Source organism: Paraburkholderia lebeckiae, from assembly GCF_050436225.1.
GTDB classification, from domain to species: Bacteria; Pseudomonadota; Gammaproteobacteria; order Burkholderiales; family Burkholderiaceae; genus Paraburkholderia; species Paraburkholderia tuberum.
The window spans coordinates 1,641,264-1,661,557 of record NZ_JBNDLU010000001.1; the positions used below are offsets into that span (position 1 = coordinate 1,641,264).

General features: G+C 60.0%; 20 protein-coding genes and 2 pseudogenes. 6 read left to right on the forward strand and 16 right to left on the reverse strand.

What is annotated here, in order from left to right; genetic code table 11:
- Positions 1–36: 36 nt before the first annotated feature.
- Together OKW45_RS07630 and OKW45_RS07635 are read left to right on the forward strand one after the other, a co-directional pair.
- Complete coding sequence (locus OKW45_RS07630) at positions 37–639, forward strand: NADPH-dependent F420 reductase (protein WP_429466943.1); 603 nt, start codon at positions 37–39, stop codon at positions 637–639.
- Positions 640–682: 43 nt separating this feature from the next.
- Positions 683–1,099: a nuclear transport factor 2 family protein gene (locus tag OKW45_RS07635; protein ID WP_429466945.1), complete on the forward strand. Its 417-nt coding sequence runs from the start codon at positions 683–685 to the stop codon at positions 1,097–1,099.
- Positions 1,100–1,716: 617 nt separating this feature from the next.
- On the opposite strand, the gene OKW45_RS07640 is transcribed toward OKW45_RS07635, so the two are convergent.
- From OKW45_RS07640 to OKW45_RS07715, 16 genes and pseudogenes are all read right to left on the reverse strand, one after another.
- A complete protein-coding gene (locus OKW45_RS07640) occupies positions 1,717–2,184 on the reverse strand; it encodes a MarR family winged helix-turn-helix transcriptional regulator (protein ID WP_429466947.1) in 468 nt (155 codons plus the stop codon).
- A gap of 16 nt (positions 2,185–2,200) precedes the next feature.
- Entirely contained in the window at positions 2,201–3,184 is a 984-nt protein-coding gene (locus OKW45_RS07645; protein WP_429466949.1) for a type II secretion system F family protein, read from the reverse strand.
- Between the two features lie 42 nt (positions 3,185–3,226).
- Positions 3,227–4,204, reverse strand: a complete 978-nt coding sequence (locus OKW45_RS07650; RefSeq protein WP_018425349.1) for a type II secretion system F family protein — start codon at positions 4,202–4,204, stop codon at positions 3,227–3,229.
- A 75-nt stretch (positions 4,205–4,279) separates the two neighbouring features.
- Positions 4,280–5,647 carry a TadA family conjugal transfer-associated ATPase gene (locus tag OKW45_RS07655; RefSeq protein ID WP_429466951.1) on the reverse strand — a complete coding sequence of 456 codons (1,368 nt, stop codon included), beginning with the start codon at positions 5,645–5,647 and terminating at the stop codon, positions 4,280–4,282.
- A gap of 17 nt (positions 5,648–5,664) precedes the next feature.
- On the reverse strand, positions 5,665–6,843 hold the full coding sequence (locus OKW45_RS07660) for a CpaE/TadZ family protein (RefSeq protein WP_429466953.1): 1,179 nt from the start codon (positions 6,841–6,843) through the stop codon (positions 5,665–5,667).
- A gap of 27 nt (positions 6,844–6,870) precedes the next feature.
- The gene (locus tag OKW45_RS07665; protein ID WP_429466955.1) at positions 6,871–7,335 is read right to left on the reverse strand and encodes a TadE/TadG family type IV pilus assembly protein; all 465 of its coding nucleotides are present in this window, start codon (positions 7,333–7,335) and stop codon (positions 6,871–6,873) included.
- Entirely contained in the window at positions 7,332–7,820 is a 489-nt protein-coding gene (locus OKW45_RS07670; protein ID WP_429466957.1) for a TadE/TadG family type IV pilus assembly protein, read from the reverse strand. Before OKW45_RS07670 ends, OKW45_RS07665 begins: the two co-directional genes overlap by 4 nt.
- A gap of 10 nt (positions 7,821–7,830) precedes the next feature.
- Positions 7,831–9,117 carry a pilus assembly protein TadG-related protein gene (locus OKW45_RS07675; RefSeq protein ID WP_184012347.1) on the reverse strand — a complete coding sequence of 429 codons (1,287 nt, stop codon included), beginning with the start codon at positions 9,115–9,117 and terminating at the stop codon, positions 7,831–7,833.
- Between the two features lie 24 nt (positions 9,118–9,141).
- Positions 9,142–9,445, reverse strand: a pseudogene (locus OKW45_RS07680) (hypothetical protein).
- A 22-nt stretch (positions 9,446–9,467) separates the two neighbouring features.
- Complete coding sequence (locus tag OKW45_RS07685) at positions 9,468–11,420, reverse strand: type II and III secretion system protein family protein (RefSeq protein ID WP_429466959.1); 1,953 nt, start codon at positions 11,418–11,420, stop codon at positions 9,468–9,470.
- A 100-nt stretch (positions 11,421–11,520) separates the two neighbouring features.
- A complete protein-coding gene (cpaB, locus tag OKW45_RS07690; protein ID WP_429466961.1) occupies positions 11,521–12,369 on the reverse strand; it encodes a Flp pilus assembly protein CpaB in 849 nt (282 codons plus the stop codon).
- 63 nt (positions 12,370–12,432) lie between these two features.
- On the reverse strand, positions 12,433–13,860 hold the full coding sequence (locus OKW45_RS07695; protein WP_429466963.1) for a DUF8689 domain-containing protein: 1,428 nt from the start codon (positions 13,858–13,860) through the stop codon (positions 12,433–12,435).
- Between the two features lie 122 nt (positions 13,861–13,982).
- A complete protein-coding gene (locus OKW45_RS07700) occupies positions 13,983–14,531 on the reverse strand; it encodes an A24 family peptidase (RefSeq protein ID WP_429466965.1) in 549 nt (182 codons plus the stop codon).
- 72 nt (positions 14,532–14,603) lie between these two features.
- Positions 14,604–14,792 carry a Flp family type IVb pilin gene (locus tag OKW45_RS07705; protein WP_429466967.1) on the reverse strand — a complete coding sequence of 63 codons (189 nt, stop codon included), beginning with the start codon at positions 14,790–14,792 and terminating at the stop codon, positions 14,604–14,606.
- Positions 14,793–14,894: 102 nt separating this feature from the next.
- On the reverse strand, positions 14,895–15,083 hold the full coding sequence (locus OKW45_RS07710; RefSeq protein WP_429466969.1) for a Flp family type IVb pilin: 189 nt from the start codon (positions 15,081–15,083) through the stop codon (positions 14,895–14,897).
- 1,045 nt (positions 15,084–16,128) lie between these two features.
- A pseudogene (locus OKW45_RS07715) lies at positions 16,129–16,408 on the reverse strand (GntR family transcriptional regulator); the annotation flags it as partial.
- 103 nt (positions 16,409–16,511) lie between these two features.
- On the opposite strand from OKW45_RS07715, the gene OKW45_RS07720 reads away from it, so the two are divergent.
- From OKW45_RS07720 to OKW45_RS07735, 4 genes are all read left to right on the forward strand, one after another.
- On the forward strand, positions 16,512–16,715 hold the full coding sequence (locus tag OKW45_RS07720) for an IclR family transcriptional regulator domain-containing protein (protein ID WP_429469303.1): 204 nt from the start codon (positions 16,512–16,514) through the stop codon (positions 16,713–16,715).
- Between the two features lie 271 nt (positions 16,716–16,986).
- Positions 16,987–17,268 (forward strand): DUF4148 domain-containing protein, encoded by a 282-nt coding sequence (locus OKW45_RS07725; protein ID WP_429466971.1) that lies wholly within the window; start codon positions 16,987–16,989, stop codon positions 17,266–17,268.
- A 387-nt stretch (positions 17,269–17,655) separates the two neighbouring features.
- Entirely contained in the window at positions 17,656–18,654 is a 999-nt protein-coding gene (locus OKW45_RS07730; protein WP_429466973.1) for a LysR family transcriptional regulator, read from the forward strand.
- A 102-nt stretch (positions 18,655–18,756) separates the two neighbouring features.
- Entirely contained in the window at positions 18,757–19,902 is a 1,146-nt protein-coding gene (locus OKW45_RS07735) for a porin (RefSeq protein WP_429466975.1), read from the forward strand.
- Positions 19,903–20,294 lie beyond the last annotated feature (392 nt).

A 20,294-nucleotide genomic window follows, 5' to 3' on the forward strand; every position in this document is an offset into this window, starting at 1 on the left:
GAGCGCCCCAGGGTTCAACAAACAGAAGGAAAATCTATGAGCTACGCAATCATCGGCTTCGGCAAGATCGGTCACGCGCTTGCCAAAGCGTTTGCCCGCAAAGGCATTGAAGTGTCCGTTGCAACCACGCGCGACCCGATAAGCTTTGCGTCCGACGCGGCCGCGATCGGACCCACGATCATTCCCAAAAAACTGGCGGAAGCGGTCAAGGCGGACATCATTTTTTTGGCTGTCCGTTTCGAGGCGCACCCGGATGTCGCCAAGGCGCTCCACACCTGGCACGGGAAGACCATCGTCGATGTGACCAATGCCTACGGCGTACCCCCTGACGAACTGGGAGGTCAGCCTTCTTCCAGGTTCATCGCGCAGGCCTTCAATGGCGGACGACTGGTCAAAGGCTTCAACCATTTGATCGCTGCGACGCTTGACCAGGATCCGGCCGTGCATGGTGGCAAGAGAGTCGTGTTCCTGGCGAGCGACGATGAAGACGCTGCGACGGAGATTGGTGTGCTCGCGGAAAATCTCGGCTTCGCGCCGATCAAACTTGGCGGGCTCTCGGAAGGTGGAAAGCTTGTGCAGGCGCGCGGAAATAGCTGGGGTCAACTGATCTTTAAGGACCTTGTCAAGTTCGACGGATGACCACAACGCACGCGATCGGATCCGAAGGAAATGGAGAATTCCCATGAGTACCGAGACGAACGTTCAGACTGTGAAGGATTTCTTCGCCGCCGTCGGCCGCGGCGACAGGGACAATCTGCGGGCGCTGGTCGCCGAAGAAATAGAGTGGATCATCCCTGGCGAGGGCTGGCCGTTGGCCGGGACCCATATCGGGCACGCGGGATTGGAGGATTTGCTTCAGAAAGCTTCCAAAGAAATGGAGATTACGTCCCCAGAGCCTCCCGAATTCCTGGCGCAGGGAGACCGGGTCATGGTCGTAGGTTTCGCAAAGGGCAAGGTCAAGGCGACGAACAGCACGTTCGAGGATCATTTCGTTTTCGCGATCTCCCTACGGAATGGCAGGCTGACGAACATCCGGGAGTATGTCGACACGCAAGCGCTGGCGCGAGCCTCGGAGATGGACGCGAGCCCCAGGCCCTGACCCGTCAAGACCTAACGACGGCCCAGTTCCCTTGCTGACTGGACAGGGCTGCCGTCTCCCGCGGTACGTTCCCCTACTCGCTCTGCTGAGCCGAAGCCGGGACGGTCACGAGGATGCCGGCGGTGGCCAGCGACATCGCGAGAGGGAGAAAGAAACGAAGTGGACGCACGCGAATCTCCTTGCAGCTGTTAAGGGGAGGAGAAAAATGTCCATGCGTCCGATAGTAGACCGCGCCTGTCTGGCGGCGGTAACGATATTATTTCGCCCTAAGGCTAAGCTGAACAAGCCACCAAATCGGCGACGTGTCAGCGACTTGAAGGTTGCCTTGGTACGCCGCATCGAATGCGTGCCATACGCTGTCGGATCAAGCCCTGCGGCCTCCGCCCATCGACGTATCATCCGCGCGTATTGCCGGGTTGAAAGATGCCGGGACGCGCCCAGGATCGGCAAGCCAGTGAAGAATCGCCACATAGCTGAAAATACCCGGCATCACAGCTGCGCATGCCCGTGCTGTCACTTCGAACAGCACATCCACGGCCCTTGGTGAAGCCGGGGGGCAAGCCCAACACGCCATCCGGCGATGAAACGTCGCGACACGACCACCAATCGGCGCGGTGTCACGCTAACCGGTTGGTTGAGTCCGCCATATGCTTGTCAATTATTCTTAGCATCGCAGATAAATAATTTTTTACGCTTTCCAGTTCTTCACTACCGAGTGTGTCATCAAACTCTGCCAGACTACGGTTGACCGCCTCGAAACAGGCATTAACCGTTGCACGACTGCCTGGAATGAAACGCAGCAGGATGCGCCGCCCATCGGTCGGATCGGGCTCACGGGCTATTAGCCCTGCTTTTTCGAGGTTCTTCAGGGATGTCGTGATACTACCTGGCGATAACCCCATCAGCTTCGACAGCCGGCCTGGCGTGACGGGTTGCACCTCGTCGAAATAGGCGACTTCGAGGCATTCCATGTCCGTAACGCTCAGTCCCAGACGCTCAGCCACGAACTGGTTGAAAGCCGCCAGCTTGACGCCCAGCATGAATCGCAGCTTGACGATCTCCGCGCATCGTTCCGCATGTGTCATGATTTCTCTCCAACCATCACTGTAATGGCACTGCGTCACCTGCCTGGCCAGCCATCGTCGGCAGCAGCACGCGAAGGATCTGAATAAAAGCCGGACCCAGCAATATCAGCATCAGCGTCGGAAATATGCAGAATATCAGCGGAAACAGCAATTTGACCGCGATCTTCCCAGCCGCCTCTTCCGCCTTCAGCCGTCGCTTGAGCCGCAGGTTGTCCGAGTGCACGCGCAACGAATCGCCCATGCTGGTGCCGAAGCGCTCGGCCTGAATCAGCATGGAGACCAGCACGTCGATTTCCTCGACGCCCGTGCGCTTTGCCAGGTTCTTGAGCGCCGCTTCCTTGCTCAAGCCCGCTCTCAGTTCGAGCAACAGAAGCTGGAGTTCAGCGCTCAGCGTCCGGCTCTTGATGTCCATTTCATCGGCCACTTTCATCAACGCCGCATCCAGCCCGAGGCCCGCTTCCACGCAGACCGTGAGCAGATCCAGCGCGTCGGGAAAGTCCTCGAAGATCGTCTGCTGGCGCTGGTGCACCCGGCGCGCGAGCGCCATATTGGGCAGGTAGTAGCCGATTCCCGCAAGCACGAGCAGCAACAGTAGAAGCAGATGGTTTTTTTCGTTCGAGAGGTACGGGCCGACCACTACAAGGCAGACAAGCGGCAGCCCGATCACGAGGACTGTCTTGGCAGCAAAGTAGAACCCGGGAGCGGTCGCGTCGCGCCAGCCGGCGTGCATGAATTTCGTGCGCAGTGCCGAATTCTCCCAACCTTCTTTGGGGATCGAAAGTTTCGCAATCGGCTTCGAAGCTTCCGCAATCTTCCTTACCCATAGAGCCTCCTCGCCGTCCGCTGCTTCTGGCGAATTCTGCTCGTTTCCGGTGAGCTTGCTGAGGCGGCGGTGGATCGAGTTTGGCATTAGCAGTGCCATCACGCCGAATGAGAAAAGGGCGACGATTGCGAATACGGCGGCCAGCAATAGGAGTTGTTCTGTTTTCATGGCGGGCATGGGATGGACCCATCCTCAAAGAATGGAAATGGCACACTTTCGTTAAACATGGATACGGATGACTTTGCGCATCCAGATCACGCCGAACACCATCATGACGAGCGACACGCCAACCAGCTTGATGCCGGCCGGGTCGGTCCACAGAATCCGAAGGAAGCCCGGATTAATAATCGAGATTACGAACGCCACCACAAACGGCAAGGCACCCAGAACCCACGCCGACAGTCGCCCTTCGGCCGACAGCACCCTGACCTTGCCGAGCAGCGCCAGCCGTGCCCGGATGATCTGGCTGATGTTGCCGAGTATTTCAGCCAGGTTGCCACCGCTCTCACGCTGGATCAGCACTGCGATCACGAAATAGCGCAGGTCGCTGATCGGTATGCGGTTGGCAAGGCCGCCCAGTGCGTCATTGAGCGATACGCCAAAATTGATCTGGCCGAACGTCGTGCGAAACTCGCCGCCGATCGGCTCGGGCATTTCATCGCCCACCATGCCGAGCGCCGCCGAGAACGAATGTCCGGCCCGGAGCGACCGGCCGATCATGTCGGCAGCCTCCGGCAGCTGTTGCTCGATCTGCTTCATCCGCTTCGCCTTCGCGCGGTTGACCCTGAATGGCGCGATCATGCCGGCGATCAGGATTGCGGCAAGAAGCGGCAGCAGCGGCACATAGATCGCGCTGCCCGCGATCCAGACCACGAGTGGCGGCAACACGGTGTAGGTAAGGAGCCTCCCCATCGACCAGTCCAGCCCGGACTGAACCAGCCAGCGGTCCACCGTCTGGATGCGCGGCACCCACAGCAGCAGCCTGGTCAACAGTGGCGATGTGCTCAGTTCGCGCTGCTTGAGAATCGACACCGCCTTGTCATTGCCGTGCCCGCCGGCGGACATCATCCGGATGCGGTTTTCCAGACGCTTCGCCTCGCTGCTGTGCCCGCTCTGCCACCAAAGATAGCCGGCTTCGATCAACAGGATGATCGTGAAGAAAACCAGAATGACGAATCCATAGAATAGATAGTTCATTTCCAGATACCTCGCAGGCGCATAGCCGTGGCCGCCGCCCGTTGTTGTTTCCCCGCTGCGTTCGTCATGCGGGGCTCATACCGGGTAATGCCTCGACGGGTCGTACAGCGTATCGGGCACGGCCACGCCAAAAGCCTGGAGTCGGTCGGAAAATTTCGGCCGCACGCCCGTCGCGCAGAAATGCCCGCACACCTTCCCGCTCTTGTCGACCCCCGCGCGCTTGAACGTGAAGATCTCCTGCAGGTTGATGATGTCACCCTCCATCCCAGTAATTTCCTGGATGCTGGTGATCTTCCGGCGCCCATCCGTCAGACGGGCTGCCTGGACAATGACACCGATCGCGGAGCTGATCTGATGGCGTGCGGACTTCGGCGGCAGATTCAGCCCGGCCATGCCGATCATGTTTTCGAGCCGGGTCAGCGCGTCACGCGGCGTATTAGCGTGCACCGTGGCTAGCGATCCTTCGTGCCCGGTGTTCATTGCCTGCAGCATGTCCAGTGCCTCCGCGCCGCGCACTTCGCCGAGGATGATCCGGTCAGGCCGCATCCGCAGTGCATTGCGCACCAGCGAGCGCTGGGTGATCTCGCCTTTGCCTTCGATGTTGGGCGGACGCGTTTCGAGCCGCAGCACGTGCAGCTGACGCAATTGGAGTTCGGCCGCGTCTTCGATCGTGACGATCCGTTCATCGGACGGAATAAACCCCGACAGCACGTTGAGCAGCGTCGTCTTGCCGCTGCCGGTACCGCCTGAAATCAGCACGTTCACCTTCGCAGCGGACAGCGCTTCGAGCACCTGCATCATCGGCGGCGTGACGCTTTGATACTCGATCAGGTCTTTCACGCTCAGCGGATTGACCGCGAACCGGCGAATGGAAAGCAGCGGCCCATCGATTGCCGATGGCGGAATGATTGCGTTCATGCGCGAGCCGTCCGGCAGACGTGCATCGACCATCGGGTTCGACTCATCGATTCGGCGACCCACGCGCGAGACGATCTTTTCGATGATCTTCATCAGATGCGCATCGTCGTAGAACGTCACGTCGGTCATCTCCAGCTTGCCGCGACGTTCGACATAAACATGCTTGTAGGTGTTGACGAGAATGTCGGAGACGGTCGGATCCGCCAGCAGTGCTTCGAGCGGGCCGAAGCCGAGCATCTCGTCACGCACGTCGCGCACGAGCTGCCGCCGCTCGACCTCGTTGATTGGCACGTTGTCTTCTTCGACGATGCGCTCAACCAGTTGCGCGAGTTCATGCTGGATCTGTTCGGTCGAAAGGCGCTGAAGCTTTTCCAGTTCGACGCGATCGATGATGGCCTGATGGACGTTCTTCTTGAGTTCCTGATACGCGCGCTTGACCATCCGGTTGCGATTGAGATTCTCATCCTGGGCGGACGCACCGCCCTGATCGGAGAATTGCTCGCGCAACGTCAACACGTTTTCCATTTTTTCTCTCCTCTATCTCACGCCCGGCCCAGCACCGGCCTGTTGAAGAACTTCTGCAAGATGCCGCCCCGTTCGGTCTCGGCCTGCGGCGATAGGGAGCGCACCAGTTCACAGAGGCCTTTAGCCACACCGCTCGATCTGGCGAGCCGCAGAATCGGCACGCCCTGATTGATCGACGCAGACACCGAAGCGCCGTCTTCCGGAATCACGCTGGCCACCCGCAGGCCCAATGCCTTTTCCAGTTCCGGCAACCCGACTGGTCCTTTCTTTTCATAGCGGTTGACCAGCACGCGCACCTTGTCGCTGCGGTAGCCGAGCGAGCGGAAGATATCGAGCAGACGCCGGCCGCCGCGCAGATACGGCAGACTCAGTTGCAGCACCGGGAAAATACAGTCGCTCTGGTCGAGCGCCGCGATGGACACATTGCTGATGCTGTGACCGATATCGAAGATGACGAGATCGTACCGGTGCCTCACCAGATTCAGGATGCGCTGCAAATGCTCGGGCTTGATTTCTTTCGCCTTGGCTGGATCGAGCGCGCCGGCCAGCACATCGAAACCGTCGCTGACATGGGTCAGGCACGCATCGAGAAACGCGGGATCGAGCCGCTCGATCTGTGCGCTGACATCAGCGAGGGTGGCAGGTGGCGTGATTTCGGACACCAGGAATGCCGCTTCGCCGAATTGATGGTCGAGATCGATCAGCAGCGCGCGCTTACCCGCTGTCGACGCCGCAAACGCCAGATTTGCCGCAAGGAACGACGTGCCGCTTCCGCCCTTGCAGGAAATGAATGAAATCACCGTGCCTTCGCGTCGCGTGCCGTTCGACTTCATGGCGATGCGTTCGACGGCATGCCGCAAATCCTGAGGATCGGCCGGCCACGGCTGGACGTCCCGCACCCCCGCGCGCATGGCGCGAATGAGCAGGTCCGCGCACGGCGACGGCGTCAGCAACATGCAGGTCAGATCGGCATGCTTCGTCGCAATAGCCGACAGTGCGTCGAAGTCCTGTTGTGTCAGTTGCGAGCCGTCGGATATCAGCAGGTCGACGCCATCAAGCGCTTCCTTGTTCGTGCAGAGATCAGGCAATCCTGCCGTCGACGTCTTGACGCGATGATGGGAATCGCTCGCCTCGACAATCCGCGCAATCACGCTGGCATGCGCTGGATCGGGTGAAATTATGAGAATGTCGATCATTTCATGCTTCCTGTCACGGACGATGGCTTAACTACAGGTGGGATTGGTTCCGCCCACGCTGCTCAGGCTTTCTCTTGGCAACCTCGTCGAGAAGGGCGGCATGGTCAGGTTGAATGGCACGAAGGGCACTACCGTATTGACCGTGACATTGGTGATGGCAACCGTGACCGAAGTGCATGACGTGGCGTCGCAGCCCGCTGGCGCGTACGTCACTGTCACGTTGGAAGGCTGAAGAATCGGCAATAGCTTCTGCATATCCTTGATCACCGGATTGCTTGCCGATTGGCCGCTGTTGATATCGCACACCACGGCCACCCGTGCGCCGAGCCGTGTGGCCTCCGCTGCCGTGTTCCAGTAAAAGAGCACACGTCCCATCTCCATCACGCCGATCAGCAGCGTAAAGAACACCGTCGCGACCAAAGCGAATTCGAGGGCGGCCACGCCTTTTTGACGGCGGGCACCGGGCAGCCGAAAGATCGCGGTTCTGTTCATAGCACTTGCCTCATGACGCAGCTGATATCCCCGAAGGTCAGTTTGCCCAGGTTGAAGAACCCGGTGATCTGCGTGTACGGGTATCCTGTGACCTTGACCTGCACGAGATTGATGGTCTCGGCGGCAGGGTTGGTTGGGACGTTCTTGAACGCTCCTGTGCAGCCAGCGGTGTTGACCTGGTCGCACACCACGACCATTTTCGTCGTCAGGCCGCCGACAAGAGGCGAACCTGAACAGTCTGTCGTGCCATAGACAGCAAGACACTGGGCTTGCGCAAGCGGATAGTCGGCGGTGTCGGTCGGGTCATACGCAGACAGCAGACGCGTCGCATCCCGCACTGACTTGACAACCGTGTTGTACTGGTAGAACGCGTGCCCGAACTCGGCGATGCCAAGCAGCAGCGTGATCAGCGGGATTGCCACGAGCGCGAACTCGACAGCCACCGCGCCTCGCATGCGGTGAAGGGATCGGCGGTGATAGTGCATGACGACTCTCCTATTGCACGAGCACGGGGACCATCGGCCCGATGCCAGCGCTCGTGCTTCCCGGTATGCCTTGAGTTGCGCAGGGCGTAGCCGGATCGCTCGCGTCACCGCGGTACTCTATGTAGATCGTGCCGTTGAGATAACCGTTGATGTTTTTCTCCATCGGATGAAGCATCAGCACGCAGGCCCATGAGTCGATCGCCGCTTTCTGGCTACCGCCTTGCAACGCAGAACAGTCGACCACGGGGACGACTGCGAGCCGCCGGTCAGCACCATTGGCGTAATAACTCGATGATTGAGGCCCGTTCTTGGCACCCTGGACATCCAGGTGTGTCGTGGTTTTTCCCTGGTACGGGGCGTGGGTCGTCCGCTCGTTGTCACGGAAATTCGGAAAGACATTCGCCCCCGGTATCAGGGTTCCGTCAGGCGCCTTTGTGGGGACGTAGGAGTAGCCAGTGAAATCGGGCACAGCCGCGGAAGGATCCGGCGGGGAATTGTACGGATTCTGGTAAATCCCGAAACGGGTATTCCAAGCGCCGTCCATGCTCTGGATGTTGCCCGTCGCTCCGACTTTAGAACCAATCGTCGGCAATGTGCATTGTCCGGAACTCGTCAGGAGATTCTTGATGTCGGAAACTGTCATCAGGCTGCCGTCCGGATTGTAGTACTTGACCCACATGAAATTGCCGGTCAGCTGCTGGTCGGTGTCCGAGCCGATCTTGCTGGGCAGCCATTGCCCGACTGTATAGGGGCTTCCGGCTGGCGGCTTGCAAACGGACGCCGGCAGCGCACACGTCGTCTGCGCCTGCGTGGTCGACGCCACGGCAGTCGCGGCAACGGCCGACGTGCCGAGCGTGGCGTTGACCACCTGCATGAACCAGTTGGCAATACCCGTGCGGCTCACCGTACAGCGCACGTAACCGATGCTCGGTACATCGGCCGGCATGAACTTGCCCTTCGTCTGATAGGTTCCGGCGAACTGTTTGCTGAACGTGACGTTGATGTTGGACACGTTTTCACTCTGCAGCAACACGCGGTTGCTCGCCCCCACGGTCATCCCCGCCGCCTCGGGTGCATCCAGCGACGCGGCTTTCGTCAGATCGCGCGCCGCTGCCAGAGCGCATGCGTCCGCAGCATTGGACAGCTCGCTTTTCGCGACGTACAGCTTGCCCAGATCGAGCGCAAGACCGGCGAAGGCGACCAGCACTGCAAGCGTCAGTGCAACGATGATCGCCACGACGCCGCGCTCGCGCCGATGCGCAGCACCGTATACACCCGAATGATTGACACGACGCATGACGATCTCCCGCATATGTGGTTCTTACTGGCCGCTGTTCCCATTGCCTATGCCGATCACAAATGCATTCGGCGTCGATACAGGTTCCTTGAAGGATTTGTCATAGGTGGCCATCGCCGAGACAGCGGACTTTGCCATCCATGCCCTCTGGGGAGCGCTCGCGTTCTCCCGCATGCGGATCGATGATCTGCGCCTGGGCGACCGCTTTCAGCGCTTCGCCCATATGTGCATCCCAGATCGGCGTGCTGGACATGCATCCACCCAGCGCAGCACAGACCGACACCACGATGGCTGCACGGCGCGCGAAGACAATATGTTCGAGTTTCATGAGATTCCCCCTTGGGATGACTTCAGTGGTCCAGCGCGTGGCCTGAAGCATCAGTGTTCGCGACGTCCTGTTGTGCCTCGCGTGCAGCGATTTGACGGGCGGCACTCTCGATGCGGGCGATCTGTGGTGCCTGCTCGTCCGTCATCGGGTTCTGCGCTGAAGGTTGAGCCGATGGCCGCGCCTTCTCCGGCGGCGCTGCGGTGCCAGACGTGGCAGGCTGCGCGGGCGCACTCGACGTGGCCTGTGTGTCGTGCGGTGGCAGTGCATTCGCTGCGGGTGCAGCGGGCGCCTGAGGTGCGGGTGCGGGCACAGGTGTCGGCGTTGGCGCGTTACCCGGCTCGGTACCCACCGGTGCCACAGAAGTCCTGCCATGGCGGCCTTCCATGTTGCCCGTCGCATAGACGTCGGCGACGTTCGGTTGCGAGAAGCTGTCCGTCGGCAGCGGATAGTTCGTGGTCTGCATCGGCTTCACGAGGTGCGGCGTAATGACGAACACGAGTTCCGTCAGGTCCTGCTGGAACGAGGTGCTACGAAGCAACGCGCCGAGAACGGGCACTTCGCCCAGACCGGGAACGGCTTTCAGCGCGCCCGTCACGTTGCTGCTCAACAGTCCGCCGATCGCAAACGACTCGCCATCGTGCATCTGGACAACCGTCGACGCGCGACGCGTGTTGATGAGCGGCAGGATGGAAACACCGTTCACGTTGGTGGACGAGACCGTCACACCCGTGGGCGACAGTTCGGACACTTCCGGCGCCACCTTCAGGCTGATGCGCCCTCCCGACAGCACGGTCGGCGTGAACTTGAGCCCGACGCCGAACTCTTCCTCCTGCAGCGTGATGCTCGACACGCCGTTGCCGCTGCTCTGGGGAATGGGAATGAAGATCTTGCCGCCCGAGAGGAACGTGGCCTCCTGCCCGCTGATCGTCACGAGGTTCGGTTCCGCAAGAATTTTGACCAGATTGTCAGTCTTCTGCGCATCGACTGCGAGATTGAACGGACGGTTGTTGGCCTTGCTGAGAGCGACCGCGCTGGTCACGCCGGCGAGTAGGTTGCTCACCAGCGCACCCGTCCACGATCCGAAGCCGCCCTGGATGTTGACGGCTGAACCGAGCTGATTGATCAGCGTCTTTGAGACTTCTGCCACCTTGACCTCGAGCATCACCTGCTGCGGCGAGTCGACGGACATCATGTTGATCACTGAAGCCGCTTTGCTGGTGCTCGAGCTCTGCTGGCTTATGCTCGGCATCCCGTTGCCCGAATTCGACGAGGCCGCTTGCTGTTGCTGCGTGGGTTGCGAGTCTGCGAAGGCCTGCGCGATCTGCATCGCCTGTTGCGCAGCGGGCGCACTCGACACTTGACCGCCCAGCACCAGGTTGCCGGCTGCCGTCGACACGCGGATGCCCCGCTCATCGGGCAACAGCTGTCCGAGTGCCTGCTGCAATCCATTGGCGTCGATATTGACGATGACGTTGATCATCTGGCAGGCGCCGCTCCGGCCTTGCACGATCATGTTGGTGGTGCCGACTGCCATGCCGACAACATAGAGCGTACGGGGAGACACCAGCGTGGCCTGTACGATTGCTGGATTGCCGAGCGTGCGGTTACGCGTAGGCTCGATGAGGGGCACCAGGATTGATTTGCCGACGGGCACGGTGACGGTCGATTCGTCACGGATCTCGCCCGTGCAGCTTGGGCCGCGCAGAGGCAAAGGTCCGCTCATCCCGGCACCTGCAGCACCCGCAGCGCCAGCTGGCATTGTCCCCATCGCGACCATCATGGGCTTCCCATTGCGACCCGCTGGCAGGGGCGGGGTCGCACCGCGCTTCGCCAGCGCCGGATATTCGATCGCCTCCTGCGCCTCGGCGCTCTGCGTGCCGACCAGCCCAAAGCAAAGAATCGCGGCGAGCGCTTTGCTGCCCAGTGAGCAGCGGTGCTTCTTGCTGCCCCGCGAGAACCCCGGTTTCGTTTTCATTTGGTCATGCCCCCGTTACTCGATATCAACAGTCGAGACTTGCGTTCCTGCATTTTTGTTACCGGCCGCGGCGCCCCGGTCAGACCCCGCTGCAACCGGTCTAGAAACATTCGACACTGCCCAGCACGCCCGACAGCACGCCTACGCAGTCACGCGGCGCAGCCGGACGTGCCACGTAATGTGCGCGCACGTGACGTACAGGTGCCGCAGCGGGTGCAGAGGCCGGCGCCGGAGCGGGAGTGCCGAGCAAGCTGAACTTGGTTGCGCCTTCCGTCGGCAGCGTCGCGGTGTCGACCTGGTTGCGCAGCACCAGCGACAGCGTGCCGACGCTGCGCGCCAGATCGAGCTTCTCTGCCTGTTCCGGCGTGACTTCGAGCGTCACGGCGTTGACGACCTTTGGCCTGGTCTCGTCGCGTCCCACTTCCTGGGCGACGGCCAGCACCAGAATTTTTTCGAGCACGATCTTGGAAATGCTCTCGTCCTTGCTCGATCCCTTGTCGCTACCCTTGTCCTGCTGCGTGCTGACGATGATGTCGACGTAGTTGCCGGGCAGTGCAAATCCGGCTACGCCGATCACGTCGTTCACGCGCACGGTAATGGCACGACGACCGTCCGCGATCACGGCCGAAAGACCACCCGTCGTGCCGACGGGCGTCAGCTTGCCGTCAAGAATCGGCTCGCCGCGCAACACGCTGTTTTTCATGACGCGCCCGTCGAGCTTCTGGGCGTCGGTGAACGCCCCGGGCGGCACACTGCCAGACGGCCAGTCGACCATCTTGATGAATTCGGGGTTCAGCCGCTGTCCGAGGTTGATATCGACGGCGGCGACCGCGACCTTCGCAGTCATGCCCGACGATCGGTCCATCAGCCAGCGCGATGCCATTGCCACCGCACCGAGCCCTGCGATCGCAGCGATCAGCAACATCACCAACGCACGTATGTTCTTCATGACAACTCTCCCTGATGCCTGCCCTGTGTTCCGACTAGAATTTCCAGCCGCTTAACCGGTCACTTAACCGGCCGCGATTTTTTTTGCGGTCCACTCCGCGCCGACGCCCTGTGGCGGTGGCGGATTCTCGTGCTCGCCCGTCACCGCGAAGTAGCTGTTCCATGCCCTTAGCAAGCTCGGCCCATCCGCCACGGCGGCTTGCTCCTGATAACGCGCGTTGGCAAGCACGATGCGTAGCAGATCGCCCGGATAACACGCGAGCAATGGCCTGCCAGACGTCATGTGCAGGTGATGGACGAGGTAGTCGAAAGCGTCGTCGTCCGATGCCAGCGCCAGTTCCCGGCAGCGCTGCTCGTACACGACGCGATACTCGGCGACATCCAGCGCACCGACATACAGCTTGCAGCCGAGCCTGCGAAAGAAGGCTTCGTCGCCGAGATCCGCCGGGGCGATGTTGCTCGAGAACGCGACCCAGACATCAAACGGCAGCGAGAAGCGCAAACCGGTATGCAACGTGAGCATGTCGAGTCCGCGGTCGAACGGCACGATCCAGCGGTTGAGCAGTTCGGCCGGCTCGACGCGCTGTCGGCCCAGGTCGTCGACTACATACAGGCCGCCGTTCGCTTTCACATGCGGCGGCGCCTGGTAAAAGCCGCTCGCAGCGTCGTAGCGCAGCTCGAGCATCTCGAGCGTGAGCTCGCCGCCGGACAGCACCGTGGGCCGGCGGCAAATCTGCCAGCGGGCGTCGGCGGGCGCATTTAACAGGCCATCGGGCGACCCGGCATCGTGCGGCTCGTGAACAAGCTGATCGAAGATCTGAATGATCTCGTTCTCGACGACGATCGCATAGGGCACAGCGAGGAGGCCGGGCAACAGCCGTCCCAATCGTTCGGCTAGCGAAGTTTTTCCGCTGCCGGGCGGGCCGAAGAAGATGACCGGTTTGCCGCTGTTGACTGCGCCGCCGATTTCATCGAGCAGCGCAGTCTTGATCATCAAACCCGCAAAGGCCGCCCGCACGCTGGCGCGCGTGACAGGCATGTGCCGGATCGACTGGCGATGCAACGACGCTTCATACGCTGCGAGTGAAACGGGCGCTGGGCCGACGTAACGGCAACGCGCCATGAATTCGGCCGCCCGCTGACGTCCGCTATCGGTCAGCTGAAGCTCGACGTCGATATCGCTCGCGCCGCGCCGAACAATTTCCATGACCCGCTCGCGCACCGCGAAGGCCATCACGCTCTCCAGCACGCTGACACCAAGCTTCAGGCGCTGGGACAGTTGGGACAGCGACACCTTGCCCAGCAGATGCGCCGTTTTGGCCACCAGTTCAAGCAGAAGGTTCTGATCGAGGCCGGTGTCGGCGATGGTGCGCGGTGCCCGCGCCACGAGACCCGTTTCTGCGCCGTCCCCGTTCAGGCGTGCCCGGCTGGCGTCGTACAGACGCGTCACGTCGGCCGACGCTTGCGGCGCCGTATGTTGTTCGTCGTTCACGTTCTTCCCCCGAGTGGTCCCCGCGCATTGCGCGAAGTCTTCTCTGTCCGCTGCCTGTTCTGCTGTCTTTTCTTTTGCCCCTCGACGTGGGCTCTTCTCTCTTGTATGAATCCGGCTGGCCGTCACCCGATGCTCAGTCCTGTGCGCAGGACCATGATGCTCAACGTGCCCAGGGCAATAGCCACGCCGTACGGCAGCGACCCGACAGAAGGCAGTGCGGCGCCCCTTCCTGTTTCACACAGACTGCCGCACTGTCCGCCCCTCGAAAGCAGGATCGCCAGTATGTTGGTGCCGACGGATTTCACGGCGCCCTTGAAAACAACCACTGCCAGCGCCCAGATGCCGCCAATGGCCCAAGTCCCCAGCACGATCTCCAGCGCCAGATTTGGCCCGACGAACGCGCCCACGGCCGCCATCAGCTTCACGTCGCCCGCACCCATGCCGCGCATCAGGTAGAGCGGCAGGAACAGGCCACCCCCGGTGAGCAGGCCCAGGATCCAGCGGTGGCTGCCCTCGCCTGCTCCGTGCAGACTCCACTGCACGGCGAACGCCACCGCAAGGCCCGTGAGCACCAGCACATTCGGAATACGCCGTGTATGCAGGTCCATGCCCGCGGCTGCTCCGAGCAGCCCCAGCAGGCATGCCCCAACAGGAAAATCGAAAGCGTTCATGGAGTTCCCCCGTTTGTGCTGCGGCAAAACTGGACCGACCCGCGATAAATGTGGGCCGCTCCGTTATGATTTTTAAGGCATCGTGACGCCGCTGAACCAGTTACCGATACTGCTGAAAAACTGGCTGATCCATCCACCGATGGCCGTCGCGCCACCGATAATGCACACTGTTATCAGGCCAGCGAGCAGGCCATATTCAATCGCCGTTACACCATCTTCTTCGTGCGCAAAGGCACGGATCAGGTCGGGAGCTTCTTTCATCTCCCCCCAAGACGTTTAGTTTTCCAGAACTACCTTCGCGGCGCCGATCACGGAACTGCCAGTGCGAAGACCCGGCAGCTCCGCTCACCTCGGTTGTGCCGCTTATCCGCCGTTGGCCGCGGTCAGCTTAGTCCCGATGTTGGTGAATACGGTATTCAACTGTGTGCCGATAGTCGTCGCGCCAACGATAATGGACACCGCGATCAACGCAGCCAGCAGACCATATTCGATCGCCGTCACGCCATCTTCTTCACGCGCAAAGGCACGGATCAGGTCGAGAGTTTTTTGCATTTGATGCTCCTTGAAAAAGAAGTTGTTTTACTCAGGTACACTAAACATGCCCGCTGCGGGACCGGGCATTGGTGAAGGCTGCCAACTGCGCAGCCGGTTTTGGCCTGGCTGACCGGTTCGGTGCTGGAGCACATCGCCTCGACAATGCGCTCCAGCCCGTCCTCTCCCCAATGCCACTCTCTTCGGGAACTGCGGTGCCGGTCCAGACTGGCATCGCAGTTCCTTGAACTTCGCCACCATCGGCAAACAAAACCGGAAGTGCCGAAGTTTTCCTGCGCCGCAGAAGCAAACTCCTCCGTCAGCTGTTCTGTGGCACCTGAAATCGAGACGCTGTTACTGCCGGAACCATGTGCGTCGTCGGTGTGCGGGACATATAGCTAGAACAGTGCCATCTACGCTGAAAGGCTTACTGGGATTAGTTCATTTGGCCAAATGAAAGACCTCTTGATGAATGTATGACAGCGAATGTTTCACAAATGAGAATTGGCAAAGTCGGGGCGTTCGTGGGTAGCGCAGACATTAATGTGGGGAGGCGAACAGAAAAAGTCTGAGGAAAGCTTCAGGCGGAATTGGGCGCGATGGCGCATCTCACGGTAATTCAAGGCTCCGCAAGGTATCACCCAACTATCGGGAGCATAGTTTCATCACAACAAAATCCGCGTACGGGAAAGACCATGAGGCCGCCCGCACGTCACAATTTGTTACAGACAAGAAACACGAAATTACGGGTGAACATTCGCCAGAAATCGGCGTCCGTTATAAGTACCGGCAAAAAATGGTCATGGGTCCATGGAGCATGCCGATCTGGTTGTGTTTAGACTGATGAATACCCTGATTTTTTGGACCAACCGGGCCGCTCGCCCGTTCTCCGTCACATTTTGTTACAAGACTGATACACGAGCGGTAATCATTGCTCGTTGGAGTCGTCGAGCCGGAACAGGCCGGGGCAGTTTTAGTGAAACTTTTAAACGGTACGCCGATTCGCGCACGACGTTCGGGACATGCTGCGCAGTTTCTTGAGCGATTGCGTTTGTTCCGTAGCGGAACGTCTCGATCAGCTTGCGCATTTCGTATAGATCTTCGAAGCGCTTGAAGTCGATCGGCACGACTTCCCAGCCGCCGCGCACATAGCCGCGCATCAAACCGTCGCTTTGAAGACGCTGCAGCGCCCCGCGCGCCGGTGTGCGCGAAACGCCGAAGCGGTCGGCGGATACTGCCTTCGGTCATGCGATCGCCGGCAGCAGGCGCAGGTCGAAGATATCGTTGCGCACGCTGAAGTAAACATGGTCAGCGCGCGATGAACGAGAGCGGGTTGTGTCTTTCACGCACGCGCGTGGAATGAACGGAACTTTTCGGCAGTGACTATCGGTCAGCGTCAAAACATCCGTCAAGACGAATTTCATAGCGCGCCAGGTGGAGTCGATCAACGTGATCGAGACGCGCAAGCCGATCCGGCTGTCTTTTCCGGTCGGACTACGCGGGCCGCTCTACTGTTCGTCAATCGGCAAGCTGCTTCCTGCGCACCAGCCGCCGGCGCGGTCGACGACTACCGGGCGAAGACGCGCCTCGTCGCATACACGCCAGAGACCGTCATGGATCCGGGCCTGTAGGGGGATCAACAAGGTTTCATGATTATCCTCTGCCCTGTCCTCTGCAGTGCGTAATCGCGGACCTTGTTCAACCCCTACCTCAACGCCTTGTTGCGGCAGAGCCCGCAGCCATCATCCCACACCGCAATATCGCCAAAGGCAGAAAGAAGATATCAAAATCGTAATCAGGCTGTCAGTCTGGGAGCAACGTCAATTGACGACAATGGGCTCATCGGTGCATTGCGTCGGGCATGCCCTGATGGGATCCGATCAACGGGCCGATTGGCAAATTCCTAGAGACTTCGGAGAAAACCGTGAAAAAGACAACACATATAGCGATTGGCGCCCTTGCGTGTTCGATCGCGATGAGCGCCTTGGCGCAGACGCAGCCAACTGGCAAGACCCGGGCGGACGTTCATGCGGAACTCATCGAGGCGCAACGGGATGGTCTGGTGCCCACGCCGAAGTACGACTATCCGCCAAGCGAAGCTGCGATTGCACGCAATAAGGCGCTGTATGCGATCACTCACAAAGGTGAAGAAATATCGCCTGTTTCAGTGGCGCCAACGCAATCTTCCAGTGAAACGGTGCAGTGACAAGCTTGTCAGGAATGTCTGCGTCTGCGCGCGAATGTCAAACCTGGAGTCGAAGATGACTTTATTGAACATAGCAATCCTTTCCGCGTTTCTTCTTATGCCCGTTGAGGTCGCCTACGCATGTGATGGACCTCGTGAAGAAGGATTAGGGTAAGGAATACAAAGAAACATGCAATGCCCGCCACGGACGCACACGGATCGGCAAAGCCGGCGATTTCGGAAGACCGCGCAGCCTGTCGGCGCGGAAACGCGTGTGACGTAGCGTAAGGTCAATGGGCCGCGCCGTGAAGCGAGGCGCATCGTTCATGCGCAGGCATCTGTTCTGTCCTACCCAACGGCTCGCGAGCGAGCTAGCCTAAAATCCCCCGACCGCTGCGAAACGATTCCATGAATCAATTAGCCTCCGTTCGCATTTTCGCCAAGGTTGCCGACTGCCTGAACTTCGCCGAGGCGGCGAAGCAGCTTGGTATCTCGAATTCGGTCGTCACTCGCGCGGTCGTCACTCGCAGCGTGGCGGTACTCGAGCAACATCTCAGCGTGCGCCTTGTGAACCGGACCACTCGCCGAGTGTCGCTGACGCCTGCCGGCCAGTTGTATCGGGAGCATTGTGGCGAACTGCTCAGGCAGCTCGCGACGATGGACGAATGCATGGCAGCTGCTGCCGGTCAACCCGTCGGATCTTTGCGTATTGCGGCGTCTTCTTTATATGCTTCGACCGATCTGCCCGAAGTACTAGCGGCGTACCGGGTGCAAGAGCAGCGTACGCAGTTCGATCTGACCGTGTTCGATAACATGGCCGATGTCACGGTGGCAGACTTCGATGTATGCTTCAGCGCCGAGCGCCACCTGCGTGACTCGTCGCTGGTTTGCCGGCCGCTCGCACAGACGCGGGACGTAATTGTCGGGAGCCCCGCGTACTTCGCACGTCGGCGGCCGCCACGCACCCCCGAGGAGCTGTCGTCGCATGATGTACTGGTCGCGTCGGACGCGCCGAGTCGTTACTGGGAGTTTCGTGACAAGCATGGCACGCAGCGCGTAGTGGTACGGCCGATTCTGAGCATGCAAAACCCACTGCTCATAAAGCGCGCAGTCCAGGCGGGCCTCGGCATCGCCCGGCTTTCGCGCTCGCTCGTTCAAGGTGAGCTGGCAGACGGCTCATTAAAGCCAGTGTTCGAAAACATCGAATTGTGCGGCGACGCGCGGACAGTGTGGGTGCTCTATTCCGGACAACCGTACATGGCGGTGGCGCTCCGCCGCTTTGTCGATTTCGTGGTAGAACGTTATCGCCAGAATCCACCTGAAGACAAGCGCGAAACTGTCATTCCCGTGGGGGCGGCACAACACCATTTCAGCAATACTGAACTGCAGTGGACGGGCATTTTGTAGGTCCTAAAGTGCAAATACCTTTCGTCAGATCCCGGCTCCACGCACCGGCGCGCGAGCTAGATCATGGCGAGGTACTCAGGCAAACCTTAGGAATCTACACTCATGAAGCGACTCCTCATTACGGGCGCAGCGATCGGTTGCACGATCGTCCCGATGGCCGCGCTGGCCCAGAGCAGCGTCACGCTGTATGGCCTGATCGACGAAGGTCTGAACTATACGAACAATACCAAGCAAGGTTCGGCTGTGCAGATGGAAAGCGGCTTTGCACAAGGCAGCCGATGGGGCGTGAAAGGCAGCGAAGATCTGGGCGGTGGCACGAAGGCCCTCTTTCAACTGGAAAATGGCTTCGACGTCAACTCCGGTGCACTTGGACAGAGTTCGCGCATGTTCGGCCGGCAGGCGTACATCGGTTTGAGCAACACGAAGCTCGGGACCCTGACAATGGGCCGTCAGTATGATTCAGTCGTCGACTATCTCGCCCCGCTTACGGCGAACGGCAATTGGGGCGGCTATCTGTTGTCGCATCCGTACGACAACGACAACTCAGACAATTCGTTCCGACTGAACAACAGCGTGAAGTACACCAGTAACGCCTACGGCGGCTTTTCTTTTGGCGGTCTGTACGGTTTTAGCAATCAGGCGGGTGGCTTTGCTGACAACCGGTCGTATAGCCTCGGCGCACAATTCGTCGCTGCCAACGTTTCAGTCGCAGCGGCGTACATGCAGATCAACAATCCGGGCGGAAACTCCGGTGGGTCGCTTGCAGCCGACGACACGAATTTTTTCGCGAGCCGTCAACAGGTGTGGGGCGCCGGGATTAACTACACGATCGGCTCTGCGATACTCGGCTTCGTATATAGCCACACGGCGCTTAATAACGCGACGGGCTCCGTCTATGTCGGCAACTTCGCGAATACGGCAAGCAGCCTGAAGTTCGACAACTTTGAATTGAACGCGAAGTATCAGTTACTGAAGAATGCGTTCGTCGGAGCGATGTATAACTACACGATCGGTCACTTCAATAGCGCCGCCGGCGATTCGAAGCCGAAGTGGCATCAGGTAGGACTGATGGCGGACTACAACCTGTCGCCGCGTACTGACGTGTACGTGCAGGGTATGTATCAGCACCTGGCGGGCGGCAGTGCGTCCGCGGCGCCGCTCAACACGGCGTTTATCACGGGTGCAGATTCGCCTTCGACGACAGCAAATCAGGTCATCACGCGCGTAGCCATTCGCCACCAGTTCTAACTAGTTCGCGCTTCATCGCGCCATCCCGCGCCCACGCATCGAGAGTCCGCACGTGGGCGCGCGTTCGTCTTCCCTTTGCATCAGTCACACGTGACGCCCCAATCCGTCGGGCTCGTAGAGACGAACGCCGTCGCGCTAACCGGGTCGTTCTGGTACTCGATTGCGTAGAGCTCCTTGTTGCGGCCAATTCTCGTGGCTGGCGGCGGATAGTTGTTCTCCGGTATCGGCAAGAGTCCATCGGCCTGTGCCTGCACCCGTTGCCGGCGTGCTTCGGCGCGCGTCATTCCCGGAATGGCGGTTTGGGCGGAAGCGCTCCAGCCAAAAGTAAGGCTGACCGCGGCGGGTGCGACTGCAACGCTGGAAAGCAGCTTGTTCGTGCTTCTCCTATCAGG

What these genes read in the sequence shown, in the direction of transcription:
- OKW45_RS07705 (WP_429466967.1), bottom strand. Translation starts at nt 14,792, where the DNA reads ATGAAAGAAGCTCCCGACCTGATCCGTGCCTTTGCGCACGAAGAAGAT.
- OKW45_RS07730 (WP_429466973.1), top strand. Translation starts at nt 17,656, where the DNA reads ATGAATCAATTAGCCTCCGTTCGCATTTTCGCCAAGGTTGCCGACTGC.
- OKW45_RS07635 (WP_429466945.1), top strand. Translation starts at nt 683, where the DNA reads ATGAGTACCGAGACGAACGTTCAGACTGTGAAGGATTTCTTCGCCGCC.
- OKW45_RS07675 (WP_184012347.1), bottom strand. Translation starts at nt 9,117, where the DNA reads ATGCGTCGTGTCAATCATTCGGGTGTATACGGTGCTGCGCATCGGCGC.
- OKW45_RS07665 (WP_429466955.1), bottom strand. Translation starts at nt 7,335, where the DNA reads ATGAACAGAACCGCGATCTTTCGGCTGCCCGGTGCCCGCCGTCAAAAA.
- OKW45_RS07685 (WP_429466959.1), bottom strand. Translation starts at nt 11,420, where the DNA reads ATGAAAACGAAACCGGGGTTCTCGCGGGGCAGCAAGAAGCACCGCTGC.
- OKW45_RS07630 (WP_429466943.1), top strand. Translation starts at nt 37, where the DNA reads ATGAGCTACGCAATCATCGGCTTCGGCAAGATCGGTCACGCGCTTGCC.
- OKW45_RS07700 (WP_429466965.1), bottom strand. Translation starts at nt 14,531, where the DNA reads ATGAACGCTTTCGATTTTCCTGTTGGGGCATGCCTGCTGGGGCTGCTC.
- OKW45_RS07650 (WP_018425349.1), bottom strand. Translation starts at nt 4,204, where the DNA reads ATGAACTATCTATTCTATGGATTCGTCATTCTGGTTTTCTTCACGATC.
- OKW45_RS07640 (WP_429466947.1), bottom strand. Translation starts at nt 2,184, where the DNA reads ATGACACATGCGGAACGATGCGCGGAGATCGTCAAGCTGCGATTCATG.
- OKW45_RS07670 (WP_429466957.1), bottom strand. Translation starts at nt 7,820, where the DNA reads ATGCACTATCACCGCCGATCCCTTCACCGCATGCGAGGCGCGGTGGCT.
- cpaB (WP_429466961.1), bottom strand. Translation starts at nt 12,369, where the DNA reads ATGAAGAACATACGTGCGTTGGTGATGTTGCTGATCGCTGCGATCGCA.
- OKW45_RS07710 (WP_429466969.1), bottom strand. Translation starts at nt 15,083, where the DNA reads ATGCAAAAAACTCTCGACCTGATCCGTGCCTTTGCGCGTGAAGAAGAT.
- OKW45_RS07645 (WP_429466949.1), bottom strand. Translation starts at nt 3,184, where the DNA reads ATGCCCGCCATGAAAACAGAACAACTCCTATTGCTGGCCGCCGTATTC.
- OKW45_RS07660 (WP_429466953.1), bottom strand. Translation starts at nt 6,843, where the DNA reads ATGATCGACATTCTCATAATTTCACCCGATCCAGCGCATGCCAGCGTG.
- OKW45_RS07735 (WP_429466975.1), top strand. Translation starts at nt 18,757, where the DNA reads ATGAAGCGACTCCTCATTACGGGCGCAGCGATCGGTTGCACGATCGTC.
- OKW45_RS07655 (WP_429466951.1), bottom strand. Translation starts at nt 5,647, where the DNA reads ATGGAAAACGTGTTGACGTTGCGCGAGCAATTCTCCGATCAGGGCGGT.